This window comes from Pseudomonas mercuritolerans (assembly GCF_025706525.1).
GTDB lineage: Bacteria > Pseudomonadota > Gammaproteobacteria > Pseudomonadales > Pseudomonadaceae > Aquipseudomonas > Aquipseudomonas mercuritolerans.
Map to the genome: position 1 here is coordinate 474,849 of NZ_JAMSHA010000004.1, position 25,690 is coordinate 500,538.

Here is a 25,690-nt window from a genome sequence, read left to right on the forward strand (position 1 = left end):
AGTTCCCACCGTCGCATGCTGTTTTTGCGACTTCGGCTAAAGTCTTTCTAAATGAATTCGTCCACACTTTTGTTCAGGTTCTGCGAAGCGCTTCGCGTATCTTTGTTGATGTTCAGGTGACTTTAAAAAAGCTTGCACGTCTTAAGTCTCAACATCCCGGCAATGTTCAGGCAAGCGGCGCGCAAAGAGGGTCTGCGACCGAACCTGCGAGCATCGAAGCCTTTGCCCCCAAACCGTCCGATGACGAGCGTACCTTGAGCATTATTGCCAATGGTGCCTACTATTCAGCAGGTGTCAGGTTGCGCGAGATCGGTGTGGCTCTTCTCGGTGTCCATCAGGCACGGGGTGGCGTAGATGTTCCTTCGCCGGGAAAACATCGGTAAGGTAGGGGTCACAATTCAAGACCCGCGAGGAGTAGTGATGAGCGAGGCGTTGTCCATCCACCATGACCAGGCTGGTCATCAATTCGAGACCACTGTGGACGGTCATCGTGCTTACCTGACCTACATGGATCTGGGCAAGCAGACCCTGGATATCTATCGCACCTTCGTGCCCAATGCCCTGCGCGGCCGTGGCATTGCCGCAGCGCTGACCGAACGCGCGCTGCAATACGCCGAAGAAATGGGCTACACGGTGATCCCGTCTTGCTCCTACGTCGAGCGCTACATGGAACGCCATCAGCGTCGCGCCGCGAAGATCTGAACCCCACACACAAAAACGCCGGACAATGTCCGGCGTTTTTTTATGCCCGTAAAACGCAGCTTACATGCGCTGGCGCTTCGGCAATACGTCCTTGAGCTTGGCGTGCATGCTGCGCAAGGTGTTTTCGGTGGCAGACCAATCGATGCAGGCATCGGTGATCGACACGCCGTATTGCAGGTCGGCGAGGTCTTTCGGGATTGCCTGGCAACCCCAGTTCAAATGGCTCTCAACCATCAGGCCGATGATCGACTGGTTACCCTCGAGGATCTGGTTAGCGACGTTTTCCATCACCAGCGGTTGCAGGGCCGGGTCCTTGTTGGAGTTGGCGTGGCTGCAATCGACCATGATGTTCGGCTTGATCTTCGCCTTGTTCAGCGCCTGCTCGCATAGCGCAACGCTGACCGAATCATAGTTCGGCTTGCCATTGCCGCCGCGCAGCACCACGTGCCCGTAGGCGTTGCCTTTGGTAGTGACGATCGACACGCCACCTTCCTGGTTGATGCCCAGGAAACGGTGCGGGCTGGACACCGACTGCAAGGCGTTGATCGCCACGGTCAGGCCGCCGTCGGTGCCGTTCTTGAAGCCGACCGCCGAGGACAGGCCGGAAGCCATTTCGCGGTGAGTCTGCGATTCGGTGGTACGCGCGCCGATGGCCGACCAGCTGATCAGATCCTGCAGATACTGCGGGGAGATCGGGTCGAGGGCTTCGGTCGCGGTCGGCAGGCCTTTCTCGGCCAGGTCGAGCAGCAACTGACGACCGATGTGCAGACCGTCCTGGATCTTGAACGAGTCGTCCAGATACGGATCGTTGATCAGACCTTTCCAGCCGACGGTGGTGCGCGGCTTCTCGAAATACACACGCATGACCAGATACAGGGTGTCGGAGACTTCCTCGGCGAGCACCTTGAGGCGATCGGCGTATTCGTGGGCCGCCTTGATGTCGTGAATCGAGCACGGGCCGATCACGACGAACAGACGGTGGTCGGTGCCATCGAGAATGTTGCGAATGACTTCGCGGCCCTTGGTGACGGTGCGCAGGGCGGCGTCGCTCAGGGGGATATCACGCTTGAGCTGATCGGGAGTGATCAGGGTCTCGTTAGAGGCGACGTTTAGGTCGTTGATCGGTAAATCAGCCATCGTTTACTCGTCAGGTCACGGGTGCCGGCCGCCAGCGATCCCCGCGCGGCGGAGCACAGCAGATTTAGCGCGTCGGGGGAGCCGAACCTTAGCGCGTCAGAGGCGGCTCGACAATGGGCAAACCGTGCTTTAGTCCAGCGCTGGCTGCGCAAAAGCCTTGCGCAGGTTGTCGTGGGAGAACTCTTCGGCGTGCTCCTCGACCCACTGCAGGGCCAGCGCCTGACTATCCTGCAGATCGTCGTGGCTGTCCTGCATGCGTGAATAGCGTTCGATCTGACACACCTGCTCACCCATTCGCGCGCTGAACAGGGTCTGTTCGTCAGTGAAGGCAATGCCCACCAGATAGCCTTTTTTACGCCGCAGACACCAGGCCACATAGCCCGGATAACAGAAGTCGGCATTCAGCGTCGGCATGCGCACTTGCAGCGCAGTGCCGTGGCGCCAGGCGCGGTGGTAATTGCAAGCGATGCCGCCGAGGCTGATAGTGTGCAGCTGTTGTCTGGAAATGCATTCAGGCTTGAGTAACGTCAATTCAACCGGCACTTCGTCCGGATGAGGAATGAAACGTCCCATGAGCACAGACTCCCTGTGTCGGCCATCTGACATTGTTTCCCCCAGTATAGTGGTCGAATCCGAGCTGACCGACTTCGACGCCGACCAGCGGCTGCTGGCGATGCGCGGGGTTTCTCTGGTGATCTTCACCAGCGTCGGCTGCGCCAGTTGTCGTTATGCCCGCGAGGTGTTGCCGGAATTGCCGCTGATGATCGACCAGCTGTGCTGGATCGACGCCGGCGACAATGGCGGCCTGGTCGAGCGTTATCAGGTGTTTCATTTGCCGGCGCTGTTCGTGGTGCGCGACGGCGAGTTCTTTGGCGCAGTGCACAGCCGCCTGACGGTTGCCGAGCTCAACCAGGCGGTGGCGCAGGCGCTGGGTCGAATTGCAGAGGAGTTGCCATGAGCGAGACAGTCAGCAAACCGGTGGTGGGGATTATCGGCACCGGTGCGATCGGCGGGTTTTACGGGGTGATGCTGGCGCGTGCCGGTTTCGACGTGCATTTCTTGTTGCGCAGCGAATTCTCGGCAGTGGCTGAGCGCGGTTTGCAGATCAACAGTGCGGTGCACGGCCCGATGACGCTGCATCCGGCCAATGCCTATTCCGCTGCCGAAGACATGCCACCCTGTGACTGGCTGCTGGTCGGCACCAAGACCACCAGCAACGCCGGTCTGGCCCCGGCGATCATTCAGGCCGCCAAACCTGACGCAAAAGTGCTGTTGCTGCAGAACGGTCTGGATGTCGAAGACAGCCTGCGGCCACTGTTGCCGGATTCGCTGCATCTGCTCGGTGGTCTGTGCCTGATTTGCGTGCACCGCGAGGGTCCGGGGCAGATTACCCATCAGGCCCTTGGCGCGGTGAATGTCGGTTATCACAGCGGCTCGGCCATCGATGAAGTAGCGCGCATGGCGATCGTCGAGGAGGGCGCCGGGCTGTTCCGTGTCGCCGGCATCGACTCGCAGGCGATGGCCAATCTGCATCAGGCACGCTGGCAGAAACTGGTGTGGAATATCCCCTACAACGGCCTTTCGGTGTTGCTCGGCGCGGGAACGCAAGCGCTGATGGCCGATGCCGACAGCCGCCTGTCGATTCAGGCGTTGATGGCGGAAGTGGTGCTGGGCGCCAAGGCCTGTGGATACGAGATCCCACCCGGTTACGCCGAGTACCTGTTCACCATGACGGAAAAAATGCCCGATTACTGGCCGAGCATGTACCACGATTTTGCACACAAGCGTCCGCTGGAGCTGGAGGCGATCTACGCCCGGCCATTGGCGGCGGCGAAAGCGGCGGGCTGCGAGTTGCCGCCCATCGAGGCGTTGTATCGCCATTTGGGTTTTATCGACCGACGCAATACCTGAGTCGGTTGTTCTGGGGGAAGGCATGGCCAATAACATCGATGACAAACTGGTGCTGGCGATTTCCTCGCGCGCCTTGTTCGACCTGAGCGAAAGCCACAAGGTCTACCTGTCGAGCGGCGTCGAAGCCTATCGGCAATATCAGATCGAGCACGAAGACGAAATCCTCGCGCCGGGCGATGCGTTCCCGCTGGTGGAAAAACTCCTGAGCCTGAACAGTCGCCTCGGCCGCGCGCGGGTCGAGGTGATTCTGGTTTCCCGCAACAGCGCCGACACCGGTCTGCGCGTGTTCAATTCGATTCATCATTACGGTCTGGCGATTTCTCGTGCGGCGTTCGTTGGCGGGCGCAGTCCTTATCCGTATCTGAAAGCGTTTGGCTGCGACCTGTTTCTCTCGACCCACGCCGAAGACGTGCGTGCGGCGCTGGACGCCGGGTTCGCTGCGGCAACGATTCTCTCCGGCGGCGCCAGCCGCGCGGCCAGCGATGAATTGCGCATTGCCTTCGACGGTGACGCGGTGATTTTTTCCGACGAGTCCGAGCGCGTCTATCAGTCCGGCGGCCTTGAAGCGTTTCAGGCCAAGGAACGCGAATCAGCGCGCGAGCCTTTGCGCGGTGGGCCGTTCAAGGGCTTTCTGGCAGCGCTCAATCTGTTGCAGCGCGAGTTTCCAGATGACGATTGCCCGATCCGCACGGCGCTGGTTACCGCCCGTTCGGCGCCGGCCCATGAGCGGGTGATCCGCACCTTGCGGGAATGGGATATTCGTCTCGATGAGTCGCTGTTTCTCGGTGGCCTGACCAAATCGGCGTTCCTCGAAGCCTTCGCCGCCGACGTGTTCTTCGATGACCAGACCGGTCATTGCGAGCTGGCTCGCGAAGTGGTCGCCACCGGCCACGTGCCCCATGGCATCAGCAACGAACAGCCGATCTAGAGCCTTTTCATTCAGGACGTTGCGTCGCACGTCGTACTCGCCAAGGCACTGCTAAGCTGAATCAATCTCCGCCATCGTTGGCTCGCGAGGAGGTCCCATGATTCGCTCAATGCTGTATGCCACCGACCTCGGTCTGTACGCACCGTTCGTGATGCAGCATGCCCTGGCCTTGGCGCGCACCTTCAACGCCGATCTGTATGTAGTACATGCGGTGGAACCCATGGGCCTGTTTGCCGAGTCGGTGCTGCAAAGCTATCTAGACGAACAGGCATTGAACGAATTCCATAGTCAGGGTCTGAAAACAGTCATCGCCAATATCGAACAACGGGTGCTCGACAGCTTTCGTGAAGAACTGGGGGACGACGGTGAGCAGGATCTGCAGCGCATTCGCGCGGTGCGCGTGCTGCAGGGCGATCCGTCGCAGGTGATTCTCGACCAGGTGCACAAGCTCTCGGTCGATCTGCTGATCGTCGGCAGTCACAGCCATGGCGTCGGCGCCGAAACGCCGTTGGGGCGCACGGCGGCGCGGGTCCTGCAATTGGCCAAGGTCCCGGTCTATCTGGTGCCGTTGATGGAACGCCGGCGGCGTGAGGATCGCTGAAGCAGGAATAATGGCGTTTTGATAAAAAAGTTCTAGATTTATTCTTCGAACCATTAATATAGTTATATACCGTCGCTGATGCCCGTGGCGTCTACCTGCTTTGAGGGATTGATATGAAGCTTCAACAACTGCGCTACATCTGGGAAGTGGCGCACCACGACCTCAACGTTTCCGCTACCGCTCAAAGCCTGTACACCTCGCAACCGGGCATCAGTAAGCAGATCCGCCTGCTGGAAGACGAGCTGGGCGTCGAAGTCTTCGCCCGCAGCGGCAAGCACCTGACCCGCGTCACCCCGGCCGGCGAGCGCATCATCACCACCGCTGGCGAGATCCTGCGCAAAGTCGAAAGCATCAAGCAGATTGCCCAGGAATTCTCCAACGAGAAAAAGGGCACCCTGTCGATCGCCACCACCCACACCCAGGCGCGTTATGCGCTGCCGCCGGTGATCAGCAATTTCATCAAGCAATACCCGGACGTGGCCCTGCACATGCATCAGGGCTCGCCGATGCAGATCGCCGAAATGGCCGCTGACGGCACCGTCGATTTCGCCATTGCCACTGAAGCGCTGGAGCTGTTCGGCGATCTGGTGATGATGCCGTGCTACCGCTGGAACCGCTGCGTGGTCGTACCCCACGGCCACCCGTTGACCAAGTTGCCGAAGCTGACCCTCGAAGCGCTGGCCGAATATCCGATCGTCACTTACGTGTTCGGTTTCACCGGCCGTTCCAAGCTCGACGAAGCCTTCAGCCATCGTGGCCTGACGCCGAAAGTGGTGTTCACCGCTGCTGACGCCGACGTGATCAAAACCTACGTGCGTCTGGGGCTGGGCGTGGGCATCGTGGCTAAAATGGCGGTCGACACCAAACTCGATAACGACCTGGTGGTGCTGGATGCCAGCGAGCTGTTCGAGTCGAGCATCACCAAGATCGGTTTCCGTCGTGGCACTTTCCTGCGTGGCTTCATGTGCGACTTCATCGAGAAATTCGCCCCGCACCTGACCCGCGAAGTCATGGCCAAGGCCATTCAGTGCCACAACAAGCAAGAGCTCGAAGAGCTGTTCGACGGCGTCGAACTGCCCGTTCACTAAGCACCCGCTTCAGAGCACCTCGGTGACAGCAAATTGTTGCCGGGTGCCCGCCACCAGAATCTCCACCTCATCGCCCTCGAACTTGCCCAGCAGGCTTTTGCCCAGCGGCGAGCGCGGGGTGATGACGGTGATCGGTTGACCCACTACATCGACTTTGAGACCCGCCGCATCCGGCGCGAGAAACAGCCATTGCTCGCGACCCTTTTCGTCCTCCAGACCGAGCAGGGCGCCGACTTCGATGCCGCGTTTTTCGTCGTAGGCACGCAACGTCAGGTTCTGACACAGCGCCAGTGACTGACGGATTTCCTCAACCCGCTTCGCCTGACCCGCCGCCAGATACGACGCCTCCAGCCCCAGCGTGTCGTACTTGTTTTCGGCGATGTTTTCTTCGTGGGTCGCGGTTTCGTAAGCGGTTTGCGCGGCGCGTTCGGCAATGTCGAGGTCGATGCGCAGCTTGTCGAGAATCAACTGGTGGACGCTGTGTTTGTTCATGATCAATCGCAGAATTGCAAAACGTTGGCGCGGCTCTTTTCGGTCGGCGCGGTCTGGTCCTGCTGCAGCCAGAACTGGCATTTCGGGTTCGACGCATTACGCGAATTGGCGCGCGCCTGATCCAGTCGGGCCTGCTGTTCATTCTTGCGCAGGTTTTCTTCGTACTGTTGGAACAGCGGACTTTGCGGCGGAATGTCCGGCTGTACCTGTACGGGCGCCACAGCCGGCGGACTGACGCGCTGCTGCACCGCTTGCGCGACAGGGGCCAGTTGCTCGGGAAAGATAAAGCGCGAAAGCAGCCAGCAGGTCAGCGCAATCGCCAGGAACCCCAGCCACAGGCCCAGCGCAATGCTGCCGGTCAGATGCAGCGCGCTAAGCTGAACAGGCAACGGACGACGCGGATTGGGACGGTAGGGCATGGCGGCCTCCTGGCGGATGGTTGCGGGCAAGCGGCGATTGTCGCACGAAGATTAATCGCCGTCGGCTCTTCTGCGCGAGCGCATTTATGCGGACAATCGAGGTTTTTTGCCAACGGGAGAAAGGCATGCCTGAAGTGAAACCCCGCTGGGACATTTTCTGCACCGTGGTCGATAACTATGGCGACATCGGCGTGACCTGGCGCCTGGCCCGGCAGCTGGTGGCCGAGCATGCCTTGCCGGTGCGCCTGTGGGTGGATGATCTGCGCGCGTTCGAGCGCATCTGCCCGCAGATCGATATTGATCTTGCGCAGCAATGGCAGCAGGGCGTCGACGTGCGGCAGTGGTCGAGCGAATGGCTGCACGCCGACGCGGCGGACGTCATCATTGCCGCCTTCGCCTGCCAACTGCCCACTGATTACATGGACAGCATGGCCGCACGGGAAACGCCACCGCTGTGGCTCAACCTCGATTATCTCAGCGCCGAAGACTGGGTCACCGGCTGCCACGGCTTGCCGTCGGTAAAATACAAATCGGTGCAGAAGTTTTTCTTCTTTCCGGGCTTCAAACCGGGCACCGGTGGCCTGCTGCGCGAACGCGGACTGCTCGAACAGCGTCGGCAGTTTCAGCAGGATCGGCCGGCCCAGCGACATTTCCTGCAAGCCTTGGGTATCGATCCTGCTCCGGACGCGCAACTGATCTCGCTGTTTGCTTATGAAAACCCCGGGTTGGCCAGTTGGCTGGATGTGCTGGCGGCCGATGCACGGCCGACTCACCTGCTGGTTCCGGAAGGGCGGATTCTCGGCGATGTGGCGCGCTGGCTGGAGGTGGAAACCCTGACGGTCGGCGCGATTCACGTGCGCGATTCGCTCACCGTGCAGGTACTGCCGTTCGTCCGGCAGGACCAATATGACCATCTGCTGTGGTGCTGCGATTTCAACGCGGTACGCGGTGAAGATTCATTCGTTCGTGCGCAATGGGCGGGGCGGCCGATGCTCTGGCACATCTATCAGCAGGACGATGACATCCATCTGGACAAGCTCGACGCTTTCCTCGCGCTCTACACTCACGGCCTTTCACCCGCTGCGGCGCAGGCGATGAACGGTCTGTGGCGAGCATGGAGCGCCGGGCAACCGATCGGCGAGCACTGGCTGGCGGTGCGAAATCATTGGCCGGAACTCGAGGAGAACGCCGAAGCATGGTGTCTGGAACAGGCCTTGCAGGCGGATCTTGCCACGGCGCTGGTACAGTTTTATGTAAATTGGATATGATACGCGGCCTAGATTTTTGTAAATCCCATCCAAATTCGGATATTCGCAATGAAAACTGGTAAAGAACTCAAACCCGGTACCGTGATCCGTATCGACAACGATCCTTGGCTGGTTCAGAAAGCTGAATTCACCAAGTCGGGCCGTAACAGCGCGATCATGAAGACCAAGCTGAAGAACCTGCTGACCGGTTACAAGACCGAAACCGTTTACGGTGCGGACGACAAACTGGACGACGTGATCCTGGATCGTAAAGAAGCCACCCTGTCGTTCATCAGCGGTGACACCTACACGTTCATGGACACCACTGACTACACCATGTACGAGCTGAACGCCGAAGACATCGAAAGCGTTCTGCCTTTCGTTGAAGAAGGCATGACCGACGTTTGCGAAGCCGTGTTCTTCGAAGAGCGTCTGGTTTCCGTAGAACTGCCGACCACCATCGTGCGTCAGGTTGACTACACCGAAGGCTCCGCTCGCGGTGACACTTCCGGCAAGGTGATGAAGCCTGCCAAACTGAAGAACGGTACCGAGCTGTCGGTTGCCGACTTCATCGAAATCGGCGACATGATCGAGATCGATACCCGCGAAGGCGGTTCCTACAAAGGCCGTGCGAAATAAGCACTGCTTTTTGCGGAAAGAAAAAACCCGACCATTGAGTCGGGTTTTTTTGTGCCTGTAAGAAACACTCGGAACCCTGTGGGAGCGAGCCTGCTCGCGAACGCGGTGTGTCATTCAATGAAGCTATGTCTGACAGGACGCCTTCGCGAGCAGGCTCGCTCCCACAATGGGACGGTGGTTACTTCAAGTGTTGCTTCAGTTCTTCAGACGCCTGCAACATCGCCGAACGCACCGCCGGTACCTGGCTGACCACGTTGAGCAAACCGTAATCGTGAATCATGCCGTTGTAGCGCACCGACGTTACCGGAACCCCGGCCTCATCGAGTTTGCGCGCATAGGCTTCGCCTTCGTCACGCAACACGTCGGCGCTGGCAGTCTGCACCAGTGCAGGTGGCAGACCTTTGAGTTGCGCGGTAGTAGCGCGCAGCGGTGAAGCGTAGATCTCGTTGCGCTGCTTGGCGTCGGTGGTGTAGTTGTCCCAGAACCACTTCATCATGTTGCGGGTGAGGAAGTGCCCTTCGGCGTACTGGTTGTACGAACCGGTGTCGAAGTTGGCATCGGTCACCGGCCACAGCAGTACCTGGAATTTGATCGCCGGGGTGCCCTTGTCCTTGGCCATCAGCGCAACCACTGCGGCCATGTTGCCACCGACGCTGTTGCCGGCCACGGCCAGGCGCTTGCCGTCGACATTGATCTCTTTACCGTGTTCCGCCACCCATTTGGTCGCAGCGTAGGCCTGATTGATCGCCACCGGGTAATGCGCTTCCGGCGAAGGGGTGTAATTGACGAACACCGCCGCCGCCCCCGAACCGACCACGAGATCGCGCACCAGACGTTCGTGCGTCGGGAAGTCCCCCAGCACCCAGCCGCCGCCGTGGAAGAACATGAACACCGGCAGCTCACCCTTGACCCCGGCCGGCCGGACGATGGTCAGGCTCAACGGTTGACCATCGACCTGGATGGACTTCTCGCTGACATCGGCTTTGGGCAACGTCAACTTGACCCCGGACTGCGCGCCGACCAGCACGGCGCGGGCATCCTTGGGCGACAGCTGCTCGATCGGCTTGCCGCTGCCTGAATTCAGCGCATCGAGGAATGCCTGGGTGTTGTGTTCGACATCACCGGCGAAAGCGCTGTGTACCGACAGGGCGAGAAGGGTACCGGTCAAGACTTTGCTGAAGGTGTTCATGTTCATTTTTCCTTGTTCGGGCCGGGGGCTTGAGTGATTACACAGTCACGTGCAGACGGACATCGACGTTGCCACGGGTGGCGTTGGAGTACGGGCAGACCTGGTGAGCGGCGTCGACCAGCGACTGCGCATCGGCTTGCTCCAGGCCTGGCAGGCTGATGTGCAAATCGATGTCCAGACCGAAACCGCCAGGGATCTGGCCGATGCCGACATGGGCGGTGATCGACGCGTCGTCAGGAATCTTGCGCTTGGTCTGGCTGGCGACGAATTTCAGTGCGCCGATGAAGCAGGCCGAGTAACCGGCAGCGAACAGTTGCTCAGGGTTGGTCGCCGCACCGCCAGCACCGCCGAGTTCTTTCGGGGTGGCCAGTTTGACGTCGAGAACGTTGTCGCTGGAGATCGCACGACCGTCACGGCCGCCAGTGGAAGTTGCGATTGCGGTGTAGAGAGTTTGCATGGTGTGAGCCTCATTGGTTGTGGTTTTGTGCGCTAATTGTTTGCGCGCTAAGTAGGTGTGAAGAGAATGTATAGCGCTAATGTTTAGCACGCAAGATAAAATTTTGAAAAAAAGGGCGTTTTGCTCAAGGGCATAGCGTGGAAGGGGCGGGTAAGGCTTGATTTAGAGCGCTTGACGAGGGGATTCAGGCGGGAAAAATATTTTTGTTGGCGTTGAAAATCAGTGTGGGAGCGAGCCTGCTCGCGAAGGCGGTGGAACATTCAACGACTCGCTGTCTGATCGGACGCTTTCGCGAGCAGGCTCGCTCCCACAGGGGAATGTAGCGGGGCTTAATTCAGGCTGTCTTGCAGATGTCCGCGCAGCGCTTGCAGCTCGGCCTGCAACTTCTGCAGACGTTCAAGGGTGAAGCCACTGGCGCCAAGAATGCACTGCGGCACGGTCTGCGCCTTGTCGCGCAAGGCGCGGCCCGCTGCGGTCAGTTCGACAATCACCACCCGCTCATCTTCGCGACTGCGGGTGCGGCTGAGCAGGCCTTCGGCTTCCAGGCGTTTGAGCAATGGCGTCAGCGATCCCGGATCGGTCAGCAGGCGTGCGCTGATTTCTCCGACAGTCAAGCCGTCCTTCTCCCACAACACCATCATCGCCAGATATTGCGGATAGGTCAGGCCCAGCGCCTGCAACAGCGGCTTGTAGACCTTGGTCATCATCAGCGAGGTCGAGTGCAGGGCGAAGCACGCCTGATTGTCGAGCAGCAGGTCGTCGCAGTTGTCGCGTTCGCAAGTCATTGTCAAAGCCTTGATCGTTGATCGTTTTTTAATCTAGCGCTCGAATCTTTAAGGCGCCAGATAAATATGTCCGGCGTCAGTGCCGGGCGAATTGCCGTTGCAACGCCAGATCCCACGGCGGCACCGGGCTGAAGCGGGTTTTCAGGTATTCCAGCAACAACCGACTGCGCGAATGGACCTGCTGTTCCATGCGCAGCGCGTAAATACCGGTGGACTCCGGCGGCGGCAGGCCGTTTTCGCAGAACAGTGGCACCAGTTCGCCACGCAGCAAGTATTCGCTGGCCAGCCAGGTCGGCAAGTGTGCGACGCCCAGACCTGCCGCCGCGCCACACACCAGGGCCTCGGCATTGTTGGCACTCAGCCGCACCCGCGATGGCCGGTGCAATTGCATTTGCCCGTCCACTTCGAATTTCCAGGCAAACGGCGGCGCAAGGCCCTCCCAGTCGAGCCCGTCGTGTTCACTCAACTGCGCCGGGTGCTCGGGCACGCCACGCTGCTTGAGATAGTCAGGGCTGGCGCAGGCGACGCGGACCATGCTCGCCAATGGCGTGGCGACCAGGCGCGAGTCAGCCAATTGGCCGGTACGCAGGACCAGATCGACCTTGCCCAGGCTGCTGCCGGCCATGTCGCTGAAGCTGTCGATCAGGTGCATCTGCACATCCAGTCCCGGATACAGCAGGAGAAAATCGGCAATCACCGGCGCCAGATGCCGCCGCCCGAAGGCTGCTGGCGCATCGATGCGGATCAGGCCTTCCGGTGCACTGCTCAATGACACCGCTTCGGCACGCGCCAGTTGCAACTCGGCGATGATCCGTCGCGCCCGTTCGGCAAAGGCCAGGCCGGCCGAAGTCGGCAGCACGGCATGGGTGCTGCGCACGAACAGCTGACTGCCGACGGCACTTTCCAAGCTGTCGATGCGCCGGGCTACAGCGGAAGGCGTCAGCGGATGGCGGCGCGAAGCGGCAGAAAAGCTGCCACTCTCCAGCACATCGAGAAACAGGCCGAGCTGATCGGTCAATTGGTTGGGATTCATGGAAACCACGCTTGTGCAAAATCGGCATAGCCATTGTGCGTTGCTATGCGTTTCCCCGCTAGGCGCGAGTGCGTAGCATTGGCCGCCTGTCGTTAGAGGATTACCGTTGTGATGGATTTTCTGTTGTACCTGCTGTTCGGCGCCGCCCTAGGCACATTGGGCGGGATCTTTGGCATTGGCGGTGGCTTGATTGCGATTCCGTTGCTTGGCGTGTGGTTTGGGCTTGATCAGCAAATCGCCCAAGGCACGGCGCTGGTGATGGTGGTACCGAACGTGATGCTGGCGCTGTGGCGTTATCACCAGCGCAATCGCATCGAATTGCGCCATGCGCTGCCGCTGGCAGTGATGGGTTTCTGCTTTGCCTGGCTCGGCTCGATCTGGGCGGTGGGCATTGATGCGCAGACCATGCGTATCGGCTTTGTCGCCTTTCTGGTGGCGCTGTCGGCCTACAACTTGTTGAAGATGTTCGGTCCGCGACCAGCGCCGACTGCCGAGATGCGTCATTCCTGGCCGTGGCTGGGCGTGCTCGGCGCTGCTTCCGGGACCATGGGCGGTTTGTTCGGCGTCGGCGGAGCAGTGGTGGCCACACCGGTACTAACCAGCCTGTTCGGCACCAGCCAAGTGGTTGCTCAAGGATTGTCGCTGGCGCTGGCCCTGCCGAGCACTGGCGTAACCCTGGTGACCTATGCGGTGCACCACGAAGTCGACTGGATGATCGGCCTGCCTCTGGCCGTCGGTGGTCTGCTCAGCATCAGTTGGGGCGTGAAAGTTGCCCACGCCATGCCGGAAAAACTCCTGCGTGGGCTGTTCTGCGGCTTTCTGGTGCTGTGTGCGGTGATGCTCGCGTTTAAAGTTTGAAGCCCTCGACGATGTGCTCGGCCAGGCACTCGGTGATCGGCGACGGGTTGTTCAGGTTGCGGATCAGCATGATGCTCGCCTCGGGCAGCAGCGGCAGGTCTTCGGCGGCGCCGAGGATGCGCATGTCCGGGGTGATCAGGCTCTCCAGCTGCGCGGTGATCGCCAGCCCGGCGCTGACTACCGCCATCAGCGCCGACAGGCTGCTGCTGTTGTAGGCGATGCGGTAATCGCGGCCCATCGCGTCGAGCGCATTGCACGCCCACAGGCGGCAGAAACAATCACTGTTGAACATTGCCAGGGGCAGCGGCGTCTGTTCGTGGGCGCTGAAGTTCTGCGCCTCGGCCCAGACAAAGCGCTCCTTGCGCAGCAACTGGCCGATCTCGTTGCCCGGCTCACGGGTAACGATCGACAAGTCCAGATCGGTGCGTTGCAACAGTTGTTTGGTCGATTCGCAATGCACTTCGATCTGGATCAGCGGATAGAACTGCGCGAACCGCGAGAGGATTCCCGGCAGAAAACGCATCACATAATCATCCGGCGTACCGATGCGCACGGTGCCGACCATGTGCGGCTCGCGCAGGGTGTTGAACACCTCACTGTGCAGTTTGAGGATGCGCCGCGCATAACCGAGCAGCACCTGCCCTTCAGCCGTCAAGCGCACCTGACGGCCATCGCGCTCGAACAGCTGGCGCTGCAACACGTCTTCTTCCAGACGTTTCATCTGCATGCTCACCGCCGACTGGGTGCGGTTGACCATCTCGCCGGCACGGGTGAAACCGCCCTGATCGGCAATCGCGACAAAGGTGCGCAGGACATCGGTATCGATACTGGGGTAGGCGGACAATTGATGAATCTCCGTGATGCATGCCATCAGAAACATTCGTTGGATTGATCTTAGCGCTGGCGCGAGACTTGAGCCATCCACAAAAGGAGGCAAGACGATGAAAGGTCAAAGAGAGTATGCAAGCGAAGAACAGCTGTCCGGCCACGGCCATATCGTGTCCGATCTGCTGCACAAATTCAGCCGTTGGTATGAGCTGCATCGTGAGCGGGAAATGCTAGCCGGCCTGAGCGATGAGGCGTTGAAGGACATCGGCATCAGCCGCGCCGATGTCGAACACGAAACCGTGCGGCCGTTCTGGGACGACCCGATGCATAAATGATGAGGCGATCGCTACACAAACCCCTTTCAGGTGAGGTAGGTTGCGAGCAGACATGGAGGAATAAATGCCCGCGACAGTGTCCTTTTCCCTCAAACAGGCGCGACGTCTGGCGCTGGCTGCCCAAGGGTTCAACGGGCGCCAGCCGCCGAACGTCAATGCCAGTCATCTCAACCGGCTGATCGAACGGCTGGGCCTGCTGCAAATCGATTCCGTCAATGCCGTGGTGCGCTCGCACTACCTGCCGCTGTTTTCCCGTCTCGGTTCCTATCCATCTGACTTGCTCGACCAGGCTGCCTGGAGTGCCGGCCGGCGGCGCACGCTGTTCGAATACTGGGGCCATGAAGCGTCGCTGTTGCCGCTGTCGATGTACCCATTGCTGGGTTGGCGCATGCAACGGGCCAAGCGTGGCGAAGACATCTATCAGCAATTGGCGAGGTTTGGTCGCGAACAACAGGAAACCATTCGCCGCGTGCTGACTGCGGTTGAGGAGCGGGGCGCGCTCGGCGCCGGCAGTCTGTCGACCCGCGAAGACAAGGCCGGGCCATGGTGGGACTGGAGTGCCGAGAAACACGCGCTGGAATGGTTGTTCGCCGCCGGTGAGGTGACGGTGGCGGGGCGACGCGGTTTCGAGCGCTTGTACGATTTGCCCGAGCGGGTGATTCCTGCTGCGATCCTGCAACAGCCCGAGCCGGATGAGGCCGAGGCGCAACGCGGTTTGCTGTTGCATGCGGCGCAAGCATTGGGCGTTGGTACGGAAAAAGACCTGCGTGATTACTTTCGCCTGAGCCCTGCGGATGCGCGGCCGCGTCTGGCTGAACTGGTCGAGGCGGGACAGTTGCAGATGTGCGAAGTCGGCGATTGGCGGCAGATCGCCTATTGCCTGCCGGAGCCCAAAGTGCCCCGCAAAGTCATCGCCAGTGCGCTGCTGTCGCCGTTCGACTCGCTGATCTGGGAGCGCAGCCGCACCGAGCGCTTGTTCGATTTCCGCTATCGCCTGGAAATCTACACTCCGCAGCCCAAGCGCGTTTACGGCTATTACGTGCTGCCGTTTTTGCACAACGAGCGGATCGCCGCGCGGGTTGATCTGCGCGCCGAACGGGCGGCGGGGCAGTTGGCGGTGCATGCGGTGCACGAGGAAGAACCGGGGCTGGACGAGGAGGGGATGCTGGCGCTGGCGCTGAATTTGCGGCGGATGGCGGGTTGGCTGGGGCTTGAGCGGGTGCAGTTGAATTGTCAGCGCGAGAGTGCGGGGCGGTTGCGGGGGGCATTGGCGCGGATTGAGGTTGCCTGAGCCGGCCCTTTCGCGAGCAGGCTCGCTCCCACAGGGAAACGCATTGCAAATGTGGGAGCGAGCCTGCTCGCGAAGGGAGGCGACGCGGTCTAACGGCGGACTTGCTTCAGAGTTTCGGCAATCAGAAACGCCAATTCCAGCGACTGATCAGCGTTCATTCGCGGATCGCAGTGGGTGTGATAACGGTCGGACAAGCCATCCTCGGTAATCGGTCGCGCGCCGCCGATGCACTCGGTGACGTTCTGTCCGGTCATCTCGATGTGAATGCCGCCGGCATAGCTGCCTTCCGCTTCGTGCACCTGGAAGAACTGCTTCACCTCGCCAAGGATCTGCGCGAAGTCGCGGGTCTTGTAGCCGCTGCTGGCCTTGATGGTGTTGCCGTGCATCGGGTCGGAGCTCCACAGCACTTGCTTGCCTTCGCGCTGGACCGCGCGGATCAGTGCCGGCAGATGATCGCCGACCTTGTTCGCACCCATCCGAGCGATCAGGTTCAAGCGGCCCGGATCGTTGTCCGGGTTGAGCACGTCGATCAGGCGGATCAGGTCATCATGGTTCATGCTCGGGCCGACCTTGACGCCGATCGGGTTGTTCACCCCGCGCAGGAATTCAACGTGCGCGCCGTCGAGCTGACGTGTGCGGTCGCCGATCCACAGCATGTGCGCCGAGCAATCGTAGTAATCGTTGGTCAGGCTGTCGCGGCGGACGAAGGCTTCTTCGTAATTCAGCAGCAACGCTTCGTGGGCAGTGAAGAAACTGGTTTCGCGCAGTTGCGGCGAGCTGTCCATGCCGCAGGCGCGCATGAACGCGAGGGTTTCATCGATGCGGTCGGCGAGGTGGCTGTACTTCTCGGCCAGCGCCGAGTTGGCGATGAAATCCAGGTTCCACTTGTGCACCTGATGCAGGTCGGCAAAACCGCCCTGGGCGAAAGCGCGCAACAGGTTCAAGGTCGCTGTGGATTGATGATAGGACTGCAGCAATCGCTCCGGATCTGGCACGCGGCTCTTTTCGTCGAAGCCGATGCCATTGACGATGTCGCCACGGTAGGCCGGAAGGGTCACGCCGCCGATGGTTTCGTCGTTGGCCGAACGCGGTTTGGCGAACTGACCGGCCATGCGCCCGACCTTGACCACTGGGCAGCCGGCAGCGAAGGTCATGACGATCGCCATTTGCAGCAACACTTTAAAAGTGTCGCGGATCTTCGCGGCGGAGAATTCGGCGAAGCTTTCCGCGCAATCGCCGCCCTGCAACAGAAACGCGCGGCCCTGAGTGACTTCGGCAAACTGCCGGCGCAGCTCGCGCGCTTCGCCGGCGAACACCAGCGGCGGATAGCTGGCCAGGGTTTGCTCGACCTGGCGCAGATGCGCGGCGTCGGGGTAGTGCGGTTGTTGCTGGATCGGCAGGGCGCGCCAGCTGTCAGGGCTCCACGGTTGGCTCATCACGGTCTCGAAGTTCGTACGCAGGGAAGCGCCATGTTAGCAGCAATTAGTGCGTGACCTGTTCCTGCCCCATCGCCGACAATCGCCGCTTTGCCACGGCGCCACAGCGGTGCCATCGCGTCACCGCGCCCGGTGACCATCAGGAGACGAAATGACTGAGGAGCGCGTCGAGCATCTGCTCGCCGAGGTACAGGATGAGTTCGGCGTGATTCGCGTGCTGGAAGTGGCCGATTACCGCTTTCTCGAGTTCGGCGATGCGATCGAGCAGAGCTGCGTGTTCACCGCCGACCCGAGCTGGCTGGAGTACGACTACACCCGCGCCATGCTGATCGGCGCGCTGTGCCACGAGCAGCCGGAGAGTGCGCTGTTTCTCGGTTTGGGCGCGGGCACGCTGACCCAGGCTTGCCTGAAGTTTCTGCCGCTCGAAGACGTCGAAGCCATCGAACTGCGCCCGGACGTGCCGCGCCTGGCCATCGAATATCTCGGTCTGGATGATGATCCGCGTTTGTACATCCGCGTCGGCGATGCGCTGGAATTGCTGCCGACTGCCGAGCCGGCGGATCTGATTTTCGTCGACCTCTATACCGATGTCGGTCCCGGTGTCGGGCATCTGGCCTGGAGTTTTCTCGGTGATTGTCAGAAGCGCCTGAATCCGGGCGGCTGGCTGGTGATCAACCAGTGGGCCACCGACGATGGCAAGCCGCTCGGCGCGGCGTTGTTGCGCGGGCTCTATCACCGGCACTACTGGGAATTGCCGGTGAAGGAGGGCAATGTGATTCTGATCGTTCCGGCGGATCTCGATCAGGCGCTGGACATGCAGGCGCTGACCCAACGGGCCGAAGCGCTGGCGCCGCGGTTGGGGTATTCGTTGCAGTCGTTGATCAACGCGATTCGCCCGGCGACCTGAGCCGGCAGTACCGCCCCCTTCGCGAGCAGGCTCGCTCCCACATTTGAAATGCGTTCGACCTGTGGGAGCGAGCCTGCTCGCGAAGAGGCCCTGACAGGCAGCAGATTCTTCACACCCCTTTGAAGATCCCTGACCGCCGCTCCACCAACGATCGCACCCCCTCCCGGGCATCCTCAGTGGCGAGCAACTTCTTCACCAGCGCCGGTAACGCCTGCGCCGCCGCTGTCTCACCCTCATAACGCGCCTGTCTCGCTGACATCAAGGTCGCTTGCACGCCCAGTGGTGCCTGCCGGGCAATCCGTTCGGCCAGCTCGATCGCGCGGGGCAGCAAATCTTCGCTGGCCATCACTTCCTGGACCAAGCCCAGATGCAACGCATCGTGGGCATCGAATTCATCGCCAGTGAGCAGCCAGCGCATCGCGTTGCCCCAGCCAGCGATCTGCTGGAAACGCAAAGTCGCGCCGCCAAACGGAAAGATCCCACGCTGCACTTCCATCTGCGCGAAGCGGGTATTGCTCGCGCACAGGTTGATGTCCGCCGCCAGCATCAGCTCGATGCCGATGGTCAGGCAGTAACCCTGCGCGGCGACGATGACCGGTTTGCTCACCCGTGGGCCGACGAAAACGCCCCAGGGATCGCAGCCGCCGCTCGGAACCTGCCAGCCTTCGGCCAGGGCTGCGCTGGCATTGACCAGATCAAGCCCGGCGGTAAAGTGCTCGCCATGGCCGAACACCACGGCGACCCGCGCTTCGCGGTCGGCTTCGAACTCGCCGTAGGCCAGGCTAAGGTCGTTGAGCAGGTCGATATCGAAAGCGTTGCGCTTGGCCGCCCGATCGAGGCCGATCAAGTGCACATGACCACGACGTTCTCGGCTGACGCGGCCGGCGCAGGGCTGATTCATGGCTAAATCCTCAAGCGGGAAGGGCGGGTGCGCGGCGCTTTGCCGCAGGTCGGTGAACCGTTTAAGCGTCATCGCCCGCAGGGCCGGGCCTTTGCAAAATAGACCGTTGCGCGATTATCCGCAAAACCCCGTTACACGGCGGTGACACCCGGATAAGGGCCACAAAAAAAGCTCCCTTTTCGGGCGAAATCCGGTATAGTGCGCGCCGGCCTTTAACCGGGCCGCGTTTAGGTAGCGCATTTCCCGAAGTCAGCTTCGGCTGCATGTCCGCATTGCGGGCTCTTCCTTGACGATTCATCTTCATTCATTCGTTTTCGCAAATCCCCGCCGACAAAGCTGCCAGGGCGACTCTTGAGTCTCAACACGGCATGCGCAGCTTTGGAGCATGGGTCTTTGCGGATGCACTTAGAGGCAGACCCATGACCCAGGAAACCGGCGGATTCGCCGCTTTTAATCTCAACCCGAATATTCTTGCAGCCGTCGCAGCGACTGGCTACGAAGAGCCTTCGGCGATTCAGCAGCAATCGATCCCGATCATCATGGCCGGCCAGGACATGATTGGCCAGGCGCAAACCGGTACCGGTAAAACCGCCGCGTTCGCACTGCCTATTCTGCACCGCATCGATCCTGCCAAGCGCGAACCGCAAGCCCTGATCCTGGCGCCGACCCGAGAGTTGGCGCTGCAAGTAGCAACCGCTTTTGAAACCTACGCCAAGCAAATGCCAGGCGTCACCGTCGTGGCTGTCTACGGCGGCGCGCCGATGGGCCCGCAACTCAAGGCAATCCGTAATGGCGCACAGATTGTTGTCGCTACCCCGGGTCGTCTGTGCGATCACCTGCGTCGCGACGAGAAAGTCCTGTCGACTGTGAACCATCTGGTTCTCGACGAAGCTGACGAAATGTTGAAGCTGGGCTTCATGGATGACCTGGAGGTCATCTTCAAGGCTCTGCCATCGACCCGCCAGACCGTGCTGTTCTCGGCGACCCTGCCGCAGTCGATCCGCGCCATTGCCGAACGCCACCTGCGCGATCCGCAACACGTCAAGATCCAGACCAAGACCCAGACCGTTACCGCGATCGAACAGGCTCACCTGTTGGTTCACGCTGACCAGAAAACCTCTGCCGTGCTCAGCCTGCTGGAAGTCGAAGACTTCGACGCGCTGATCATGTTCGTGCGCACCAAGCAAGCGACCCTGGACCTGGCCAGCGCCCTCGACGCCAAAGGCTACAAAGCCGCCGCGTTGAACGGTGACATTGCCCAGAACCAGCGTGAGCGCGTGATCGACTCGCTCAAGGATGGCCGTCTGGACATCGTTGTCGCGACCGACGTTGCTGCCCGTGGTCTGGACGTTCCGCGCATCACTCACGTATTCAACGTTGACATGCCGTACGACCCGGAATCCTACGTGCACCGTATCGGCCGTACTGGCCGTGCCGGTCGCGAAGGTCGTGCACTGCTGCTGGTGACTCCACGTGAGCGCCGCATGCTGCAAGTGATCGAGCGAGTAACCGGGCAGAAAGTTGCCGAAGTACGCCTGCCAGACGCTCAAGCCGTTCTCGATGCACGCATCAAGAAACTGACCAACAGCCTGTCGCCGCTGGTTGCTGATGCCGAATCGACTCACGGCGAACTGCTTGATCGCCTGACCGCCGACATCGGTTGCACCCCGCGTGCACTGGCTGCTGCGCTGCTGCGCAAGGCCACCAATGGTCAAGCGCTGAACCTGGCCGCAATCGAGAAGGAACGTCCACTGGTGCCGAACAACGCACCGCGTGGCGACCGTCCTGAGCGTACCGGTGATCGTCCTGATCGTGGTGACCGCGAGCGTCGCGCGCCAATGCCTTTGGGCGAAGGCCGTGCTCGTTGCCGTACCGCGCTGGGCGCGCGTGACGGTATCGCTGCGAAAAACCTGCTGGGCGCCATCCTCAACGAAGGCGGTCTGGCCCGTGAAGCGATCGGTCGCATCCAGGTGCGTGACAGCTTCAGCCTCGTCGAGCTGCCGGAAGAAGGTCTGGAAAAACTCCTGACCAAGCTGAAGGACACTCGCGTTGCCGGTAAGCAGCTCAAGCTGCGTCGCTACCGCGAAGATTGATCCGCCCTTGGGCTGATTGATCGCACATAAAAAATCCCCGACTGGTTCGGGGATTTTTTTTGCCTGTTCATCGGGCGACACAACCCCTGTGGGAGCTGGCTTGCCAGCGATGACGTCAGCCGAAGCGATAAATATCCATACCCAGCGCCCCCATCGTGAAACCCTGATGCGCCACGCTGAAAACCCCGCCAGCACCGCGAGCAAAATACAACGGCAACAGATGCTCATCACTGGGGTGACTGCGCACGGCATTCGGCGCCTGCTGGCGATAATCATGCAGCGCCGTTTCATCGTCGGCCGCCAGCTTGTCGATCATCCAGTCACGAAAATCCCGCGCCCACGGTTCAATGCTTTCCGGGCCGGCATGCCAGTCCAGCTCGCGGAGGTTGTGGGTGATGCTGCCGGAGCCGATCAACAGAATGCCGTGTTCGCGCAGGCCCGCAAGCGCACGGCCAACCCGCGTCTGCAACGCCGGCCCACCACGACTCGGCAGCGAGACTTGCACCACCGGAATGTCGGCCTGCGGATACATCAAAGACAGTGGCACCCAGACACCATGATCAAACGGTCGTTGCGGATCGAGCCGCGCCGGCAAGTCATGGGCGTTCAGCAGTTCAGCCACTTCGGCGGCCAGCTGCGGATTACCCGGGGCCGGGTACTGCACTTCAAACAGCGCACGGGGGAAACCGCCGAAGTCGTGCCAGGTTTCCGGATGCGGGTGGCTGCTGACCAGCAGTTCCTGGCTTTCCCAGTGCGCCGAGACGATGACGATGGCTTTGGGGCGCGGCAGTTCAGCGGCCAGTCGCGCCAGTGCCGGGCCGCTGGCACCGGGCTCCAGCGCGAGCATCGGTGAACCGTGGGAGATAAACAGGCTGGGCAACATGGACGGGCTCCTGAGCGCTAAGATGAGCCATCTTCAGTCAGATCATCGATCTGAATCCAATATAAGTTTCTGCGGTTTTTCATCGGTTTTTCGGGAGTGATCCATGCAGCCTGAGTTTTGGTACAAGAAATGGGATTCGAACCAGATCGGCTTTCATCAGGCCGAGGCCAACCCGTATTTGCAGCGCTACTGGACGGAGCTGGCGATTGCACCGTCGGCGCGTGTGCTGGTGCCGCTGTGCGGGAAGAGTCTGGATCTGCTCTGGCTTGCCGGGCAGGGACACCAGGTGATTGGAGTGGAGCTAGCGGAAAAGGCTGTCGAGGAGTTTTTCAGCGAACATCAGTTGCAGCCGCAGATCAGCGAGAAGGGCGCATTCAAGGTTTATCGCAGTGATGCCATCGAACTGTGGTGCGGGGATTTTTTCGCGCTGACGGCGGGGGATGTTGTCGGTTGCACGGCGCTGTATGACCGCGCCGCGCTGATTGCCTTGCCGGACGTGATGCGTCAGCGCTATGCAGCGCATCTGCAGCACTTGCTGGCGCCGGAGGTGAAAGGGCTGGTGATTACTCTGGATTACGATCAGACGCAGATTCCGGGGCCGCCGTTTGCGGTGACTGATGATGAAGTGCAGCGGTTGCTGGGTGAGGGCTGGCAGGTGGACGAACTGGAGCAGCAGGATGTTCTGGCTGAGAGTCCGAAGTTTCTGCAGGCTGGGGCTGAGTGGTTGGTGGAGCGGGTTTATCGGGTTTCTTCCAGATAGTTTTCTGTCAGCAGCTCCGGCGTCTTCGCGAGCAGGCTCGCTCCCACAGTGGGATGCATTCCAAAGGTGGGAGCGAGCCTGCTCGCGAAAGGGACTTTGCTGACAATGCATGATCTGAAGAAACAAAAAAAGGCCCGCATCGCTGCGGGCCTTCTTTTTCACTTCGGTCAAATCAACCGCGACGACGCAGTGCGTCAATACGCTCTTCCAGCGGCGGGTGGCTCATGAACATGCGGGCGAAGCCCTGTTTGATGCCACCGTTGATGCCGAAGGCGTTCAGGGTGTCGGGCATGTGCACCGGCAGGCCCTGTTCGGCACGCAGACGTTGCAGAGCGCCAATCATCGCGCTGGTACCGGCCAGGCGGGCGCCGGCTTCGTCGGCACGGAATTCGCGCTTGCGCGAGAACCACATGACGATTGCGCTGGCGAGGATGCCCAGCACCAGTTCGGCGAAGATGGTCGCCACGTAGTAAGCGATGCCCTGGCCTTCTTCGTTCTTGAAGATGACCTTGTCGACGAAGTTGCCGATGATCCGCGCGAAGAACATCACGAAGGTGTTCACCACGCCCTGGATCAACGCCAGCGTGACCATGTCGCCGTTGGCGACGTGACCGATTTCGTGGGCCAGTACGGCTTTCACTTCATCGGGCGAGAATCGCTCGAGCAGGCCCTGGCTGACCGCGACCAGCGCGTCGTTCTTGTTCCAGCCGGTAGCGAAAGCATTCGCTTCGTAAGCCGGGAAAATCCCGACTTCAGGCATCTTGATCCCGGCTTCGCGGGACAATTGCTCGACCGTTTGCAGCAGCCATTGCTCATGACGAGTGCGTGGCTGGCTGATGATTTGCGTACCGGTGCTCATCTTCGCCATCCACTTGGAGATGAACAGCGAGAACAGCGAGCCGGCGAAACCAAAGACCGCACAGAAAACCAGCAGCTGACTGAGGTCGAGGTCGACCCCGTTGGCCGCCATGAACCCGTTGAAGCCGAACAGGCTCAGGGTGATGCTGGCTATCAGCACGACCGCCAGGTTAGTGGCCAAAAACAGCAGGATGCGCATCATGGTTGTAGAACTCTCCTCAAGCTAAAGATGTAGCGTACTGCGGGGTATATAAGGTGCGGCACCGGGCTATTCAACCGAGTGACTATTTCAAACTGTGTCCTACAGCGGTTTCCTGAGCAAAAAGAAAATTCCCACCCTCGATTCCGACACGGATGACACAGCCTTTCGCCCCGCCGCCATTAGGTCAGACACGTCTGTACAGCTCGCATCGCAAGTGTAGAAGGGCTGCAAAGGCGCGGATTAAAGATGTGTTGCTGAATCAGACAGTGCGCAACAGCCAATCCGTTGCGCACTGCTGGCCCATTACTGGCGGTAGGACTTGAGGAAGTTGCCGATGCGGCCGATGGCCATCTCCAGGTCATCGACGCGGGGCAGGGTGACCACGCGGAAGTGGTCCGGCCACGGCCAGTTGAATGCCGTGCCCTGCACCACCAGCAGCTTCTCGGAAAGCAGCAGATCAAGCACGAATTTCTCGTCGTTATGGATCGGGCAGACCTTCGGGTCGATTTTCGGGAATGCGTACAGCGCGCCCATCGGCTTCACGCAGCTGACGCCGGGAATGTCGTTGAGCAGTTCCCAGGTGCGGTTGCGCTGTTCCAGCAAGCGACCCTGCGGCAGCACCAGATCGTTGATGCTCTGATAGCCGCCCAGCGCGGTCTGGATTGCGTGCTGGCTCGGCACGTTGGCGCACAGGCGCATGTTGGCCAGCATGTCGATGCCTTCGATGTAACTCTGCGCGTTGTGTTTCGGCCCGGAAATGGCAATCCAGCCGGAGCGGAAACCGGCCACGCGGTAGGATTTCGACAGGCCGTTGAAGGTCAGGCAGAGCAGGTCCGGGGCCAGCGAAGCGGTGCAGATGTGCACGGCGTCGTCATAAAGAATCTTGTCGTAGATCTCATCGGAGAACACCACCAGATTATGCGCCCGGGCGATTTCCAGCATGCCCAGCAACACTTCCTTCGAGTACACCGCACCGGTCGGGTTGTTCGGGTTGATGATCACCATGGCCTTGGTGTTCGGGGTGATCTTGGCCTTGATGTCGGCCAGATCCGGGAACCAGTCGGCGCCTTCGTCGCACAGGTAGTGCACAGCGTTACCGCCGGCGAGGCTCACCGCAGCGGTCCACAGCGGATAGTCCGGAGCCGGCACCAGCACTTCGTCGCCGTTGTTGAGCAGCGCCTGCAGCGACATCACGATCAGCTCGGACACACCGTTGCCCAGGTAGATGTCTTCGATGCCGACACCTTCGACCTGCTTTTGCTGGTAGTACTGCATCACCGCCTTGCGCGCGCTGAACAGGCCTTTGGAATCGCTGTAGCCCTGCGCGGTCGGCAGGTTGCGGATCACGTCCTGGAGGATTTCGTCCGGCGCTTCGAAACCAAACGGCGCCGGGTTGCCGATGTTCAGCTTGAGGATGCGCTGGCCTTCCTCTTCCAGTCGTTTGGCGTGCTTGAGCACCGGGCCGCGAATGTCGTAGCAGACGTTGGCGAGCTTGTTCGATTTGCTGAACTGCATGGCGATGTGATCCCGAAAATGAACGATCCAGGCGGCAAATGGACAACCGTACTGGGATTGCTGCGTCTTCGCACAGGCGGAGGTCTGGCGCTTTTGCGCTCAGAATCCGTTTGAATGCGCCCGGTCTGGCTGCCAGACTGGCGCGTGACGAGGCGCAATCATACGTGCCGCCCGATCCGTGGAAAAGGTACAGAT

At 60.5% G+C, this 25,690-nt stretch carries 28 protein-coding genes; 14 read left to right on the forward strand and 14 right to left on the reverse strand.

The features are described 5' to 3' along the window. Positions 1–420: 420 nt before the first annotated feature. Positions 421–702 carry a GNAT family N-acetyltransferase gene (locus ND528_RS14305; protein ID WP_016770879.1) on the forward strand — a complete coding sequence of 94 codons (282 nt, stop codon included), beginning with the start codon at positions 421–423 and terminating at the stop codon, positions 700–702. Positions 703–762: 60 nt separating this feature from the next. Here the strand turns inward: ND528_RS14305 and ND528_RS14310 are convergent, their stop codons facing one another. Next, positions 763–1,839: a 3-deoxy-7-phosphoheptulonate synthase gene (locus tag ND528_RS14310; RefSeq protein ID WP_263470558.1), complete on the reverse strand. Its 1,077-nt coding sequence runs from the start codon at positions 1,837–1,839 to the stop codon at positions 763–765. 129 nt (positions 1,840–1,968) lie between these two features. Continuing rightward, positions 1,969–2,412, reverse strand: coding sequence for a PilZ domain-containing protein (locus tag ND528_RS14315; protein ID WP_024013780.1), 444 nt, complete (start codon positions 2,410–2,412; stop codon positions 1,969–1,971). Here ND528_RS14315 and ND528_RS14320 point away from each other — a divergent pair. The 5 genes from ND528_RS14320 to cysB all read left to right on the forward strand — a co-directional run bounded on the left by ND528_RS14320 (position 2,411) and on the right by cysB (position 6,367). Next, a complete protein-coding gene (locus ND528_RS14320; protein ID WP_263470559.1) occupies positions 2,411–2,797 on the forward strand; it encodes a thioredoxin family protein in 387 nt (128 codons plus the stop codon). The two genes, ND528_RS14315 and ND528_RS14320, sit on opposite strands and share 2 nt — an antisense overlap. After that, entirely contained in the window at positions 2,794–3,750 is a 957-nt protein-coding gene (locus tag ND528_RS14325; RefSeq protein WP_263470560.1) for a putative 2-dehydropantoate 2-reductase, read from the forward strand. Before ND528_RS14320 ends, ND528_RS14325 begins: the two co-directional genes overlap by 4 nt. A 22-nt stretch (positions 3,751–3,772) precedes the next feature. Further along, positions 3,773–4,678 carry a 5'-nucleotidase gene (locus ND528_RS14330; protein ID WP_122611508.1) on the forward strand — a complete coding sequence of 302 codons (906 nt, stop codon included), beginning with the start codon at positions 3,773–3,775 and terminating at the stop codon, positions 4,676–4,678. A 97-nt stretch (positions 4,679–4,775) separates the two neighbouring features. After that, on the forward strand, positions 4,776–5,279 hold the full coding sequence (locus tag ND528_RS14335) for a universal stress protein (RefSeq protein WP_016770874.1): 504 nt from the start codon (positions 4,776–4,778) through the stop codon (positions 5,277–5,279). A gap of 113 nt (positions 5,280–5,392) precedes the next feature. Beyond that, entirely contained in the window at positions 5,393–6,367 is a 975-nt protein-coding gene (cysB, locus tag ND528_RS14340) for an HTH-type transcriptional regulator CysB (protein ID WP_016770873.1), read from the forward strand. Between the two features lie 9 nt (positions 6,368–6,376). Here cysB and ND528_RS14345 read toward each other — a convergent pair whose 3' ends face one another. Both ND528_RS14345 and ND528_RS14350 read right to left on the reverse strand, forming a co-directional pair. Beyond that, entirely contained in the window at positions 6,377–6,859 is a 483-nt protein-coding gene (locus ND528_RS14345) for a GreA/GreB family elongation factor (RefSeq protein WP_130911591.1), read from the reverse strand. 2 nt (positions 6,860–6,861) lie between these two features. Further along, positions 6,862–7,278, reverse strand: coding sequence for a hypothetical protein (locus ND528_RS14350; protein ID WP_016770871.1), 417 nt, complete (start codon positions 7,276–7,278; stop codon positions 6,862–6,864). Between the two features lie 125 nt (positions 7,279–7,403). On the opposite strand from ND528_RS14350, the gene earP reads away from it, so the two are divergent. Continuing rightward, complete coding sequence (gene earP / locus ND528_RS14355; protein WP_263470561.1) at positions 7,404–8,546, forward strand: elongation factor P maturation arginine rhamnosyltransferase EarP; 1,143 nt, start codon at positions 7,404–7,406, stop codon at positions 8,544–8,546. Positions 8,547–8,594: 48 nt separating this feature from the next. Next, positions 8,595–9,164, forward strand: coding sequence for an elongation factor P (locus ND528_RS14360; RefSeq protein WP_003226785.1), 570 nt, complete (start codon positions 8,595–8,597; stop codon positions 9,162–9,164). Positions 9,165–9,342: 178 nt separating this feature from the next. Here the strand turns inward: ND528_RS14360 and ND528_RS14365 are convergent, their stop codons facing one another. The 4 genes from ND528_RS14365 to ND528_RS14380 form a co-directional block, all read right to left on the reverse strand. Beyond that, positions 9,343–10,353, reverse strand: coding sequence for an alpha/beta hydrolase (locus ND528_RS14365; protein ID WP_263470562.1), 1,011 nt, complete (start codon positions 10,351–10,353; stop codon positions 9,343–9,345). A 37-nt stretch (positions 10,354–10,390) separates the two neighbouring features. Then, positions 10,391–10,810, reverse strand: a complete 420-nt coding sequence (locus ND528_RS14370; RefSeq protein WP_007940002.1) for an organic hydroperoxide resistance protein — start codon at positions 10,808–10,810, stop codon at positions 10,391–10,393. Positions 10,811–11,139: 329 nt separating this feature from the next. Further along, positions 11,140–11,595 (reverse strand): MarR family winged helix-turn-helix transcriptional regulator, encoded by a 456-nt coding sequence (locus tag ND528_RS14375; protein WP_073472431.1) that lies wholly within the window; start codon positions 11,593–11,595, stop codon positions 11,140–11,142. A gap of 76 nt (positions 11,596–11,671) precedes the next feature. Further along, positions 11,672–12,628, reverse strand: coding sequence for a LysR family transcriptional regulator (locus ND528_RS14380; protein ID WP_122746655.1), 957 nt, complete (start codon positions 12,626–12,628; stop codon positions 11,672–11,674). Between the two features lie 111 nt (positions 12,629–12,739). Between ND528_RS14380 and ND528_RS14385 the strand changes: the two genes are divergently transcribed. Further along, on the forward strand, positions 12,740–13,486 hold the full coding sequence (locus tag ND528_RS14385; RefSeq protein ID WP_189691427.1) for a sulfite exporter TauE/SafE family protein: 747 nt from the start codon (positions 12,740–12,742) through the stop codon (positions 13,484–13,486). Here ND528_RS14385 and ND528_RS14390 read toward each other — a convergent pair. Next, positions 13,476–14,330, reverse strand: a complete 855-nt coding sequence (locus ND528_RS14390) for a LysR substrate-binding domain-containing protein (protein ID WP_174823892.1) — start codon at positions 14,328–14,330, stop codon at positions 13,476–13,478. The two genes, ND528_RS14385 and ND528_RS14390, sit on opposite strands and share 11 nt — an antisense overlap. A 97-nt stretch (positions 14,331–14,427) precedes the next feature. Between ND528_RS14390 and ND528_RS14395 the strand changes: the two genes are divergently transcribed. Together ND528_RS14395 and ND528_RS14400 are read left to right on the forward strand one after the other, a co-directional pair. Further along, positions 14,428–14,649: a DUF1127 domain-containing protein gene (locus ND528_RS14395; protein WP_024013770.1), complete on the forward strand. Its 222-nt coding sequence runs from the start codon at positions 14,428–14,430 to the stop codon at positions 14,647–14,649. Between the two features lie 64 nt (positions 14,650–14,713). After that, positions 14,714–15,940, forward strand: a complete 1,227-nt coding sequence (locus ND528_RS14400; RefSeq protein ID WP_263470563.1) for a winged helix-turn-helix domain-containing protein — start codon at positions 14,714–14,716, stop codon at positions 15,938–15,940. Between the two features lie 89 nt (positions 15,941–16,029). Here the strand turns inward: ND528_RS14400 and ND528_RS14405 are convergent, their stop codons facing one another. Continuing rightward, positions 16,030–17,376 (reverse strand): class II 3-deoxy-7-phosphoheptulonate synthase, encoded by a 1,347-nt coding sequence (locus tag ND528_RS14405; protein ID WP_263470564.1) that lies wholly within the window; start codon positions 17,374–17,376, stop codon positions 16,030–16,032. A gap of 151 nt (positions 17,377–17,527) precedes the next feature. On the opposite strand from ND528_RS14405, the gene ND528_RS14410 reads away from it, so the two are divergent. Further along, on the forward strand, positions 17,528–18,283 hold the full coding sequence (locus tag ND528_RS14410) for a spermidine synthase (protein WP_130911595.1): 756 nt from the start codon (positions 17,528–17,530) through the stop codon (positions 18,281–18,283). Positions 18,284–18,392: 109 nt separating this feature from the next. On the opposite strand, the gene ND528_RS14415 is transcribed toward ND528_RS14410, so the two are convergent. After that, positions 18,393–19,184, reverse strand: coding sequence for a crotonase/enoyl-CoA hydratase family protein (locus tag ND528_RS14415; RefSeq protein ID WP_041478426.1), 792 nt, complete (start codon positions 19,182–19,184; stop codon positions 18,393–18,395). A 419-nt stretch (positions 19,185–19,603) separates the two neighbouring features. Here ND528_RS14415 and ND528_RS14420 point away from each other — a divergent pair, with 419 nt between their 5' ends. Next, positions 19,604–21,277 carry a DEAD/DEAH box helicase gene (locus ND528_RS14420; RefSeq protein ID WP_263470565.1) on the forward strand — a complete coding sequence of 558 codons (1,674 nt, stop codon included), beginning with the start codon at positions 19,604–19,606 and terminating at the stop codon, positions 21,275–21,277. A 115-nt stretch (positions 21,278–21,392) separates the two neighbouring features. Here ND528_RS14420 and ND528_RS14425 read toward each other — a convergent pair whose 3' ends face one another. Then, a complete protein-coding gene (locus ND528_RS14425) occupies positions 21,393–22,160 on the reverse strand; it encodes a DODA-type extradiol aromatic ring-opening family dioxygenase (RefSeq protein WP_263470566.1) in 768 nt (255 codons plus the stop codon). 103 nt (positions 22,161–22,263) lie between these two features. Between ND528_RS14425 and ND528_RS14430 the strand changes: the two genes are divergently transcribed. Next, positions 22,264–22,920, forward strand: a complete 657-nt coding sequence (locus tag ND528_RS14430; RefSeq protein ID WP_263470567.1) for a thiopurine S-methyltransferase — start codon at positions 22,264–22,266, stop codon at positions 22,918–22,920. A 172-nt stretch (positions 22,921–23,092) separates the two neighbouring features. Here the strand turns inward: ND528_RS14430 and htpX are convergent, their stop codons facing one another. Then, complete coding sequence (gene htpX / locus ND528_RS14435; protein ID WP_007908619.1) at positions 23,093–23,980, reverse strand: protease HtpX; 888 nt, start codon at positions 23,978–23,980, stop codon at positions 23,093–23,095. A 303-nt stretch (positions 23,981–24,283) separates the two neighbouring features. Further along, positions 24,284–25,495 (reverse strand): pyridoxal phosphate-dependent aminotransferase, encoded by a 1,212-nt coding sequence (locus ND528_RS14440; protein WP_016770856.1) that lies wholly within the window; start codon positions 25,493–25,495, stop codon positions 24,284–24,286. Between the last annotated feature and the right edge of the window lie 195 nt (positions 25,496–25,690).

Bases quoted from the DNA above. Each gene is read 5' to 3' on its own strand.
- ND528_RS14305 (WP_016770879.1), top strand. From the start codon at position 421: ATGAGCGAGGCGTTGTCCATCCACCATGACCAGGCTGGTCATCAATTC.
- ND528_RS14310 (WP_263470558.1), bottom strand. From the start codon at position 1,839: ATGGCTGATTTACCGATCAACGACCTAAACGTCGCCTCTAACGAGACC.
- ND528_RS14320 (WP_263470559.1), top strand. From the start codon at position 2,411: ATGAGCACAGACTCCCTGTGTCGGCCATCTGACATTGTTTCCCCCAGT.
- ND528_RS14315 (WP_024013780.1), bottom strand. From the start codon at position 2,412: ATGGGACGTTTCATTCCTCATCCGGACGAAGTGCCGGTTGAATTGACG.
- ND528_RS14325 (WP_263470560.1), top strand. From the start codon at position 2,794: ATGAGCGAGACAGTCAGCAAACCGGTGGTGGGGATTATCGGCACCGGT.
- ND528_RS14330 (WP_122611508.1), top strand. From the start codon at position 3,773: ATGGCCAATAACATCGATGACAAACTGGTGCTGGCGATTTCCTCGCGC.
- ND528_RS14335 (WP_016770874.1), top strand. From the start codon at position 4,776: ATGATTCGCTCAATGCTGTATGCCACCGACCTCGGTCTGTACGCACCG.
- cysB (WP_016770873.1), top strand. From the start codon at position 5,393: ATGAAGCTTCAACAACTGCGCTACATCTGGGAAGTGGCGCACCACGAC.
- ND528_RS14345 (WP_130911591.1), bottom strand. From the start codon at position 6,859: ATGAACAAACACAGCGTCCACCAGTTGATTCTCGACAAGCTGCGCATC.
- ND528_RS14350 (WP_016770871.1), bottom strand. From the start codon at position 7,278: ATGCCCTACCGTCCCAATCCGCGTCGTCCGTTGCCTGTTCAGCTTAGC.
- earP (WP_263470561.1), top strand. From the start codon at position 7,404: ATGCCTGAAGTGAAACCCCGCTGGGACATTTTCTGCACCGTGGTCGAT.
- ND528_RS14360 (WP_003226785.1), top strand. From the start codon at position 8,595: ATGAAAACTGGTAAAGAACTCAAACCCGGTACCGTGATCCGTATCGAC.
- ND528_RS14365 (WP_263470562.1), bottom strand. From the start codon at position 10,353: ATGAACACCTTCAGCAAAGTCTTGACCGGTACCCTTCTCGCCCTGTCG.
- ND528_RS14370 (WP_007940002.1), bottom strand. From the start codon at position 10,810: ATGCAAACTCTCTACACCGCAATCGCAACTTCCACTGGCGGCCGTGAC.
- ND528_RS14375 (WP_073472431.1), bottom strand. From the start codon at position 11,595: ATGACTTGCGAACGCGACAACTGCGACGACCTGCTGCTCGACAATCAG.
- ND528_RS14380 (WP_122746655.1), bottom strand. From the start codon at position 12,628: ATGAATCCCAACCAATTGACCGATCAGCTCGGCCTGTTTCTCGATGTG.
- ND528_RS14385 (WP_189691427.1), top strand. From the start codon at position 12,740: ATGGATTTTCTGTTGTACCTGCTGTTCGGCGCCGCCCTAGGCACATTG.
- ND528_RS14395 (WP_024013770.1), top strand. From the start codon at position 14,428: ATGAAAGGTCAAAGAGAGTATGCAAGCGAAGAACAGCTGTCCGGCCAC.
- ND528_RS14400 (WP_263470563.1), top strand. From the start codon at position 14,714: ATGCCCGCGACAGTGTCCTTTTCCCTCAAACAGGCGCGACGTCTGGCG.
- ND528_RS14405 (WP_263470564.1), bottom strand. From the start codon at position 17,376: ATGAGCCAACCGTGGAGCCCTGACAGCTGGCGCGCCCTGCCGATCCAG.
- ND528_RS14410 (WP_130911595.1), top strand. From the start codon at position 17,528: ATGACTGAGGAGCGCGTCGAGCATCTGCTCGCCGAGGTACAGGATGAG.
- ND528_RS14415 (WP_041478426.1), bottom strand. From the start codon at position 19,184: ATGAATCAGCCCTGCGCCGGCCGCGTCAGCCGAGAACGTCGTGGTCAT.
- ND528_RS14420 (WP_263470565.1), top strand. From the start codon at position 19,604: ATGACCCAGGAAACCGGCGGATTCGCCGCTTTTAATCTCAACCCGAAT.
- ND528_RS14425 (WP_263470566.1), bottom strand. From the start codon at position 22,160: ATGTTGCCCAGCCTGTTTATCTCCCACGGTTCACCGATGCTCGCGCTG.
- ND528_RS14430 (WP_263470567.1), top strand. From the start codon at position 22,264: ATGCAGCCTGAGTTTTGGTACAAGAAATGGGATTCGAACCAGATCGGC.
- htpX (WP_007908619.1), bottom strand. From the start codon at position 23,980: ATGATGCGCATCCTGCTGTTTTTGGCCACTAACCTGGCGGTCGTGCTG.
- ND528_RS14440 (WP_016770856.1), bottom strand. From the start codon at position 25,495: ATGCAGTTCAGCAAATCGAACAAGCTCGCCAACGTCTGCTACGACATT.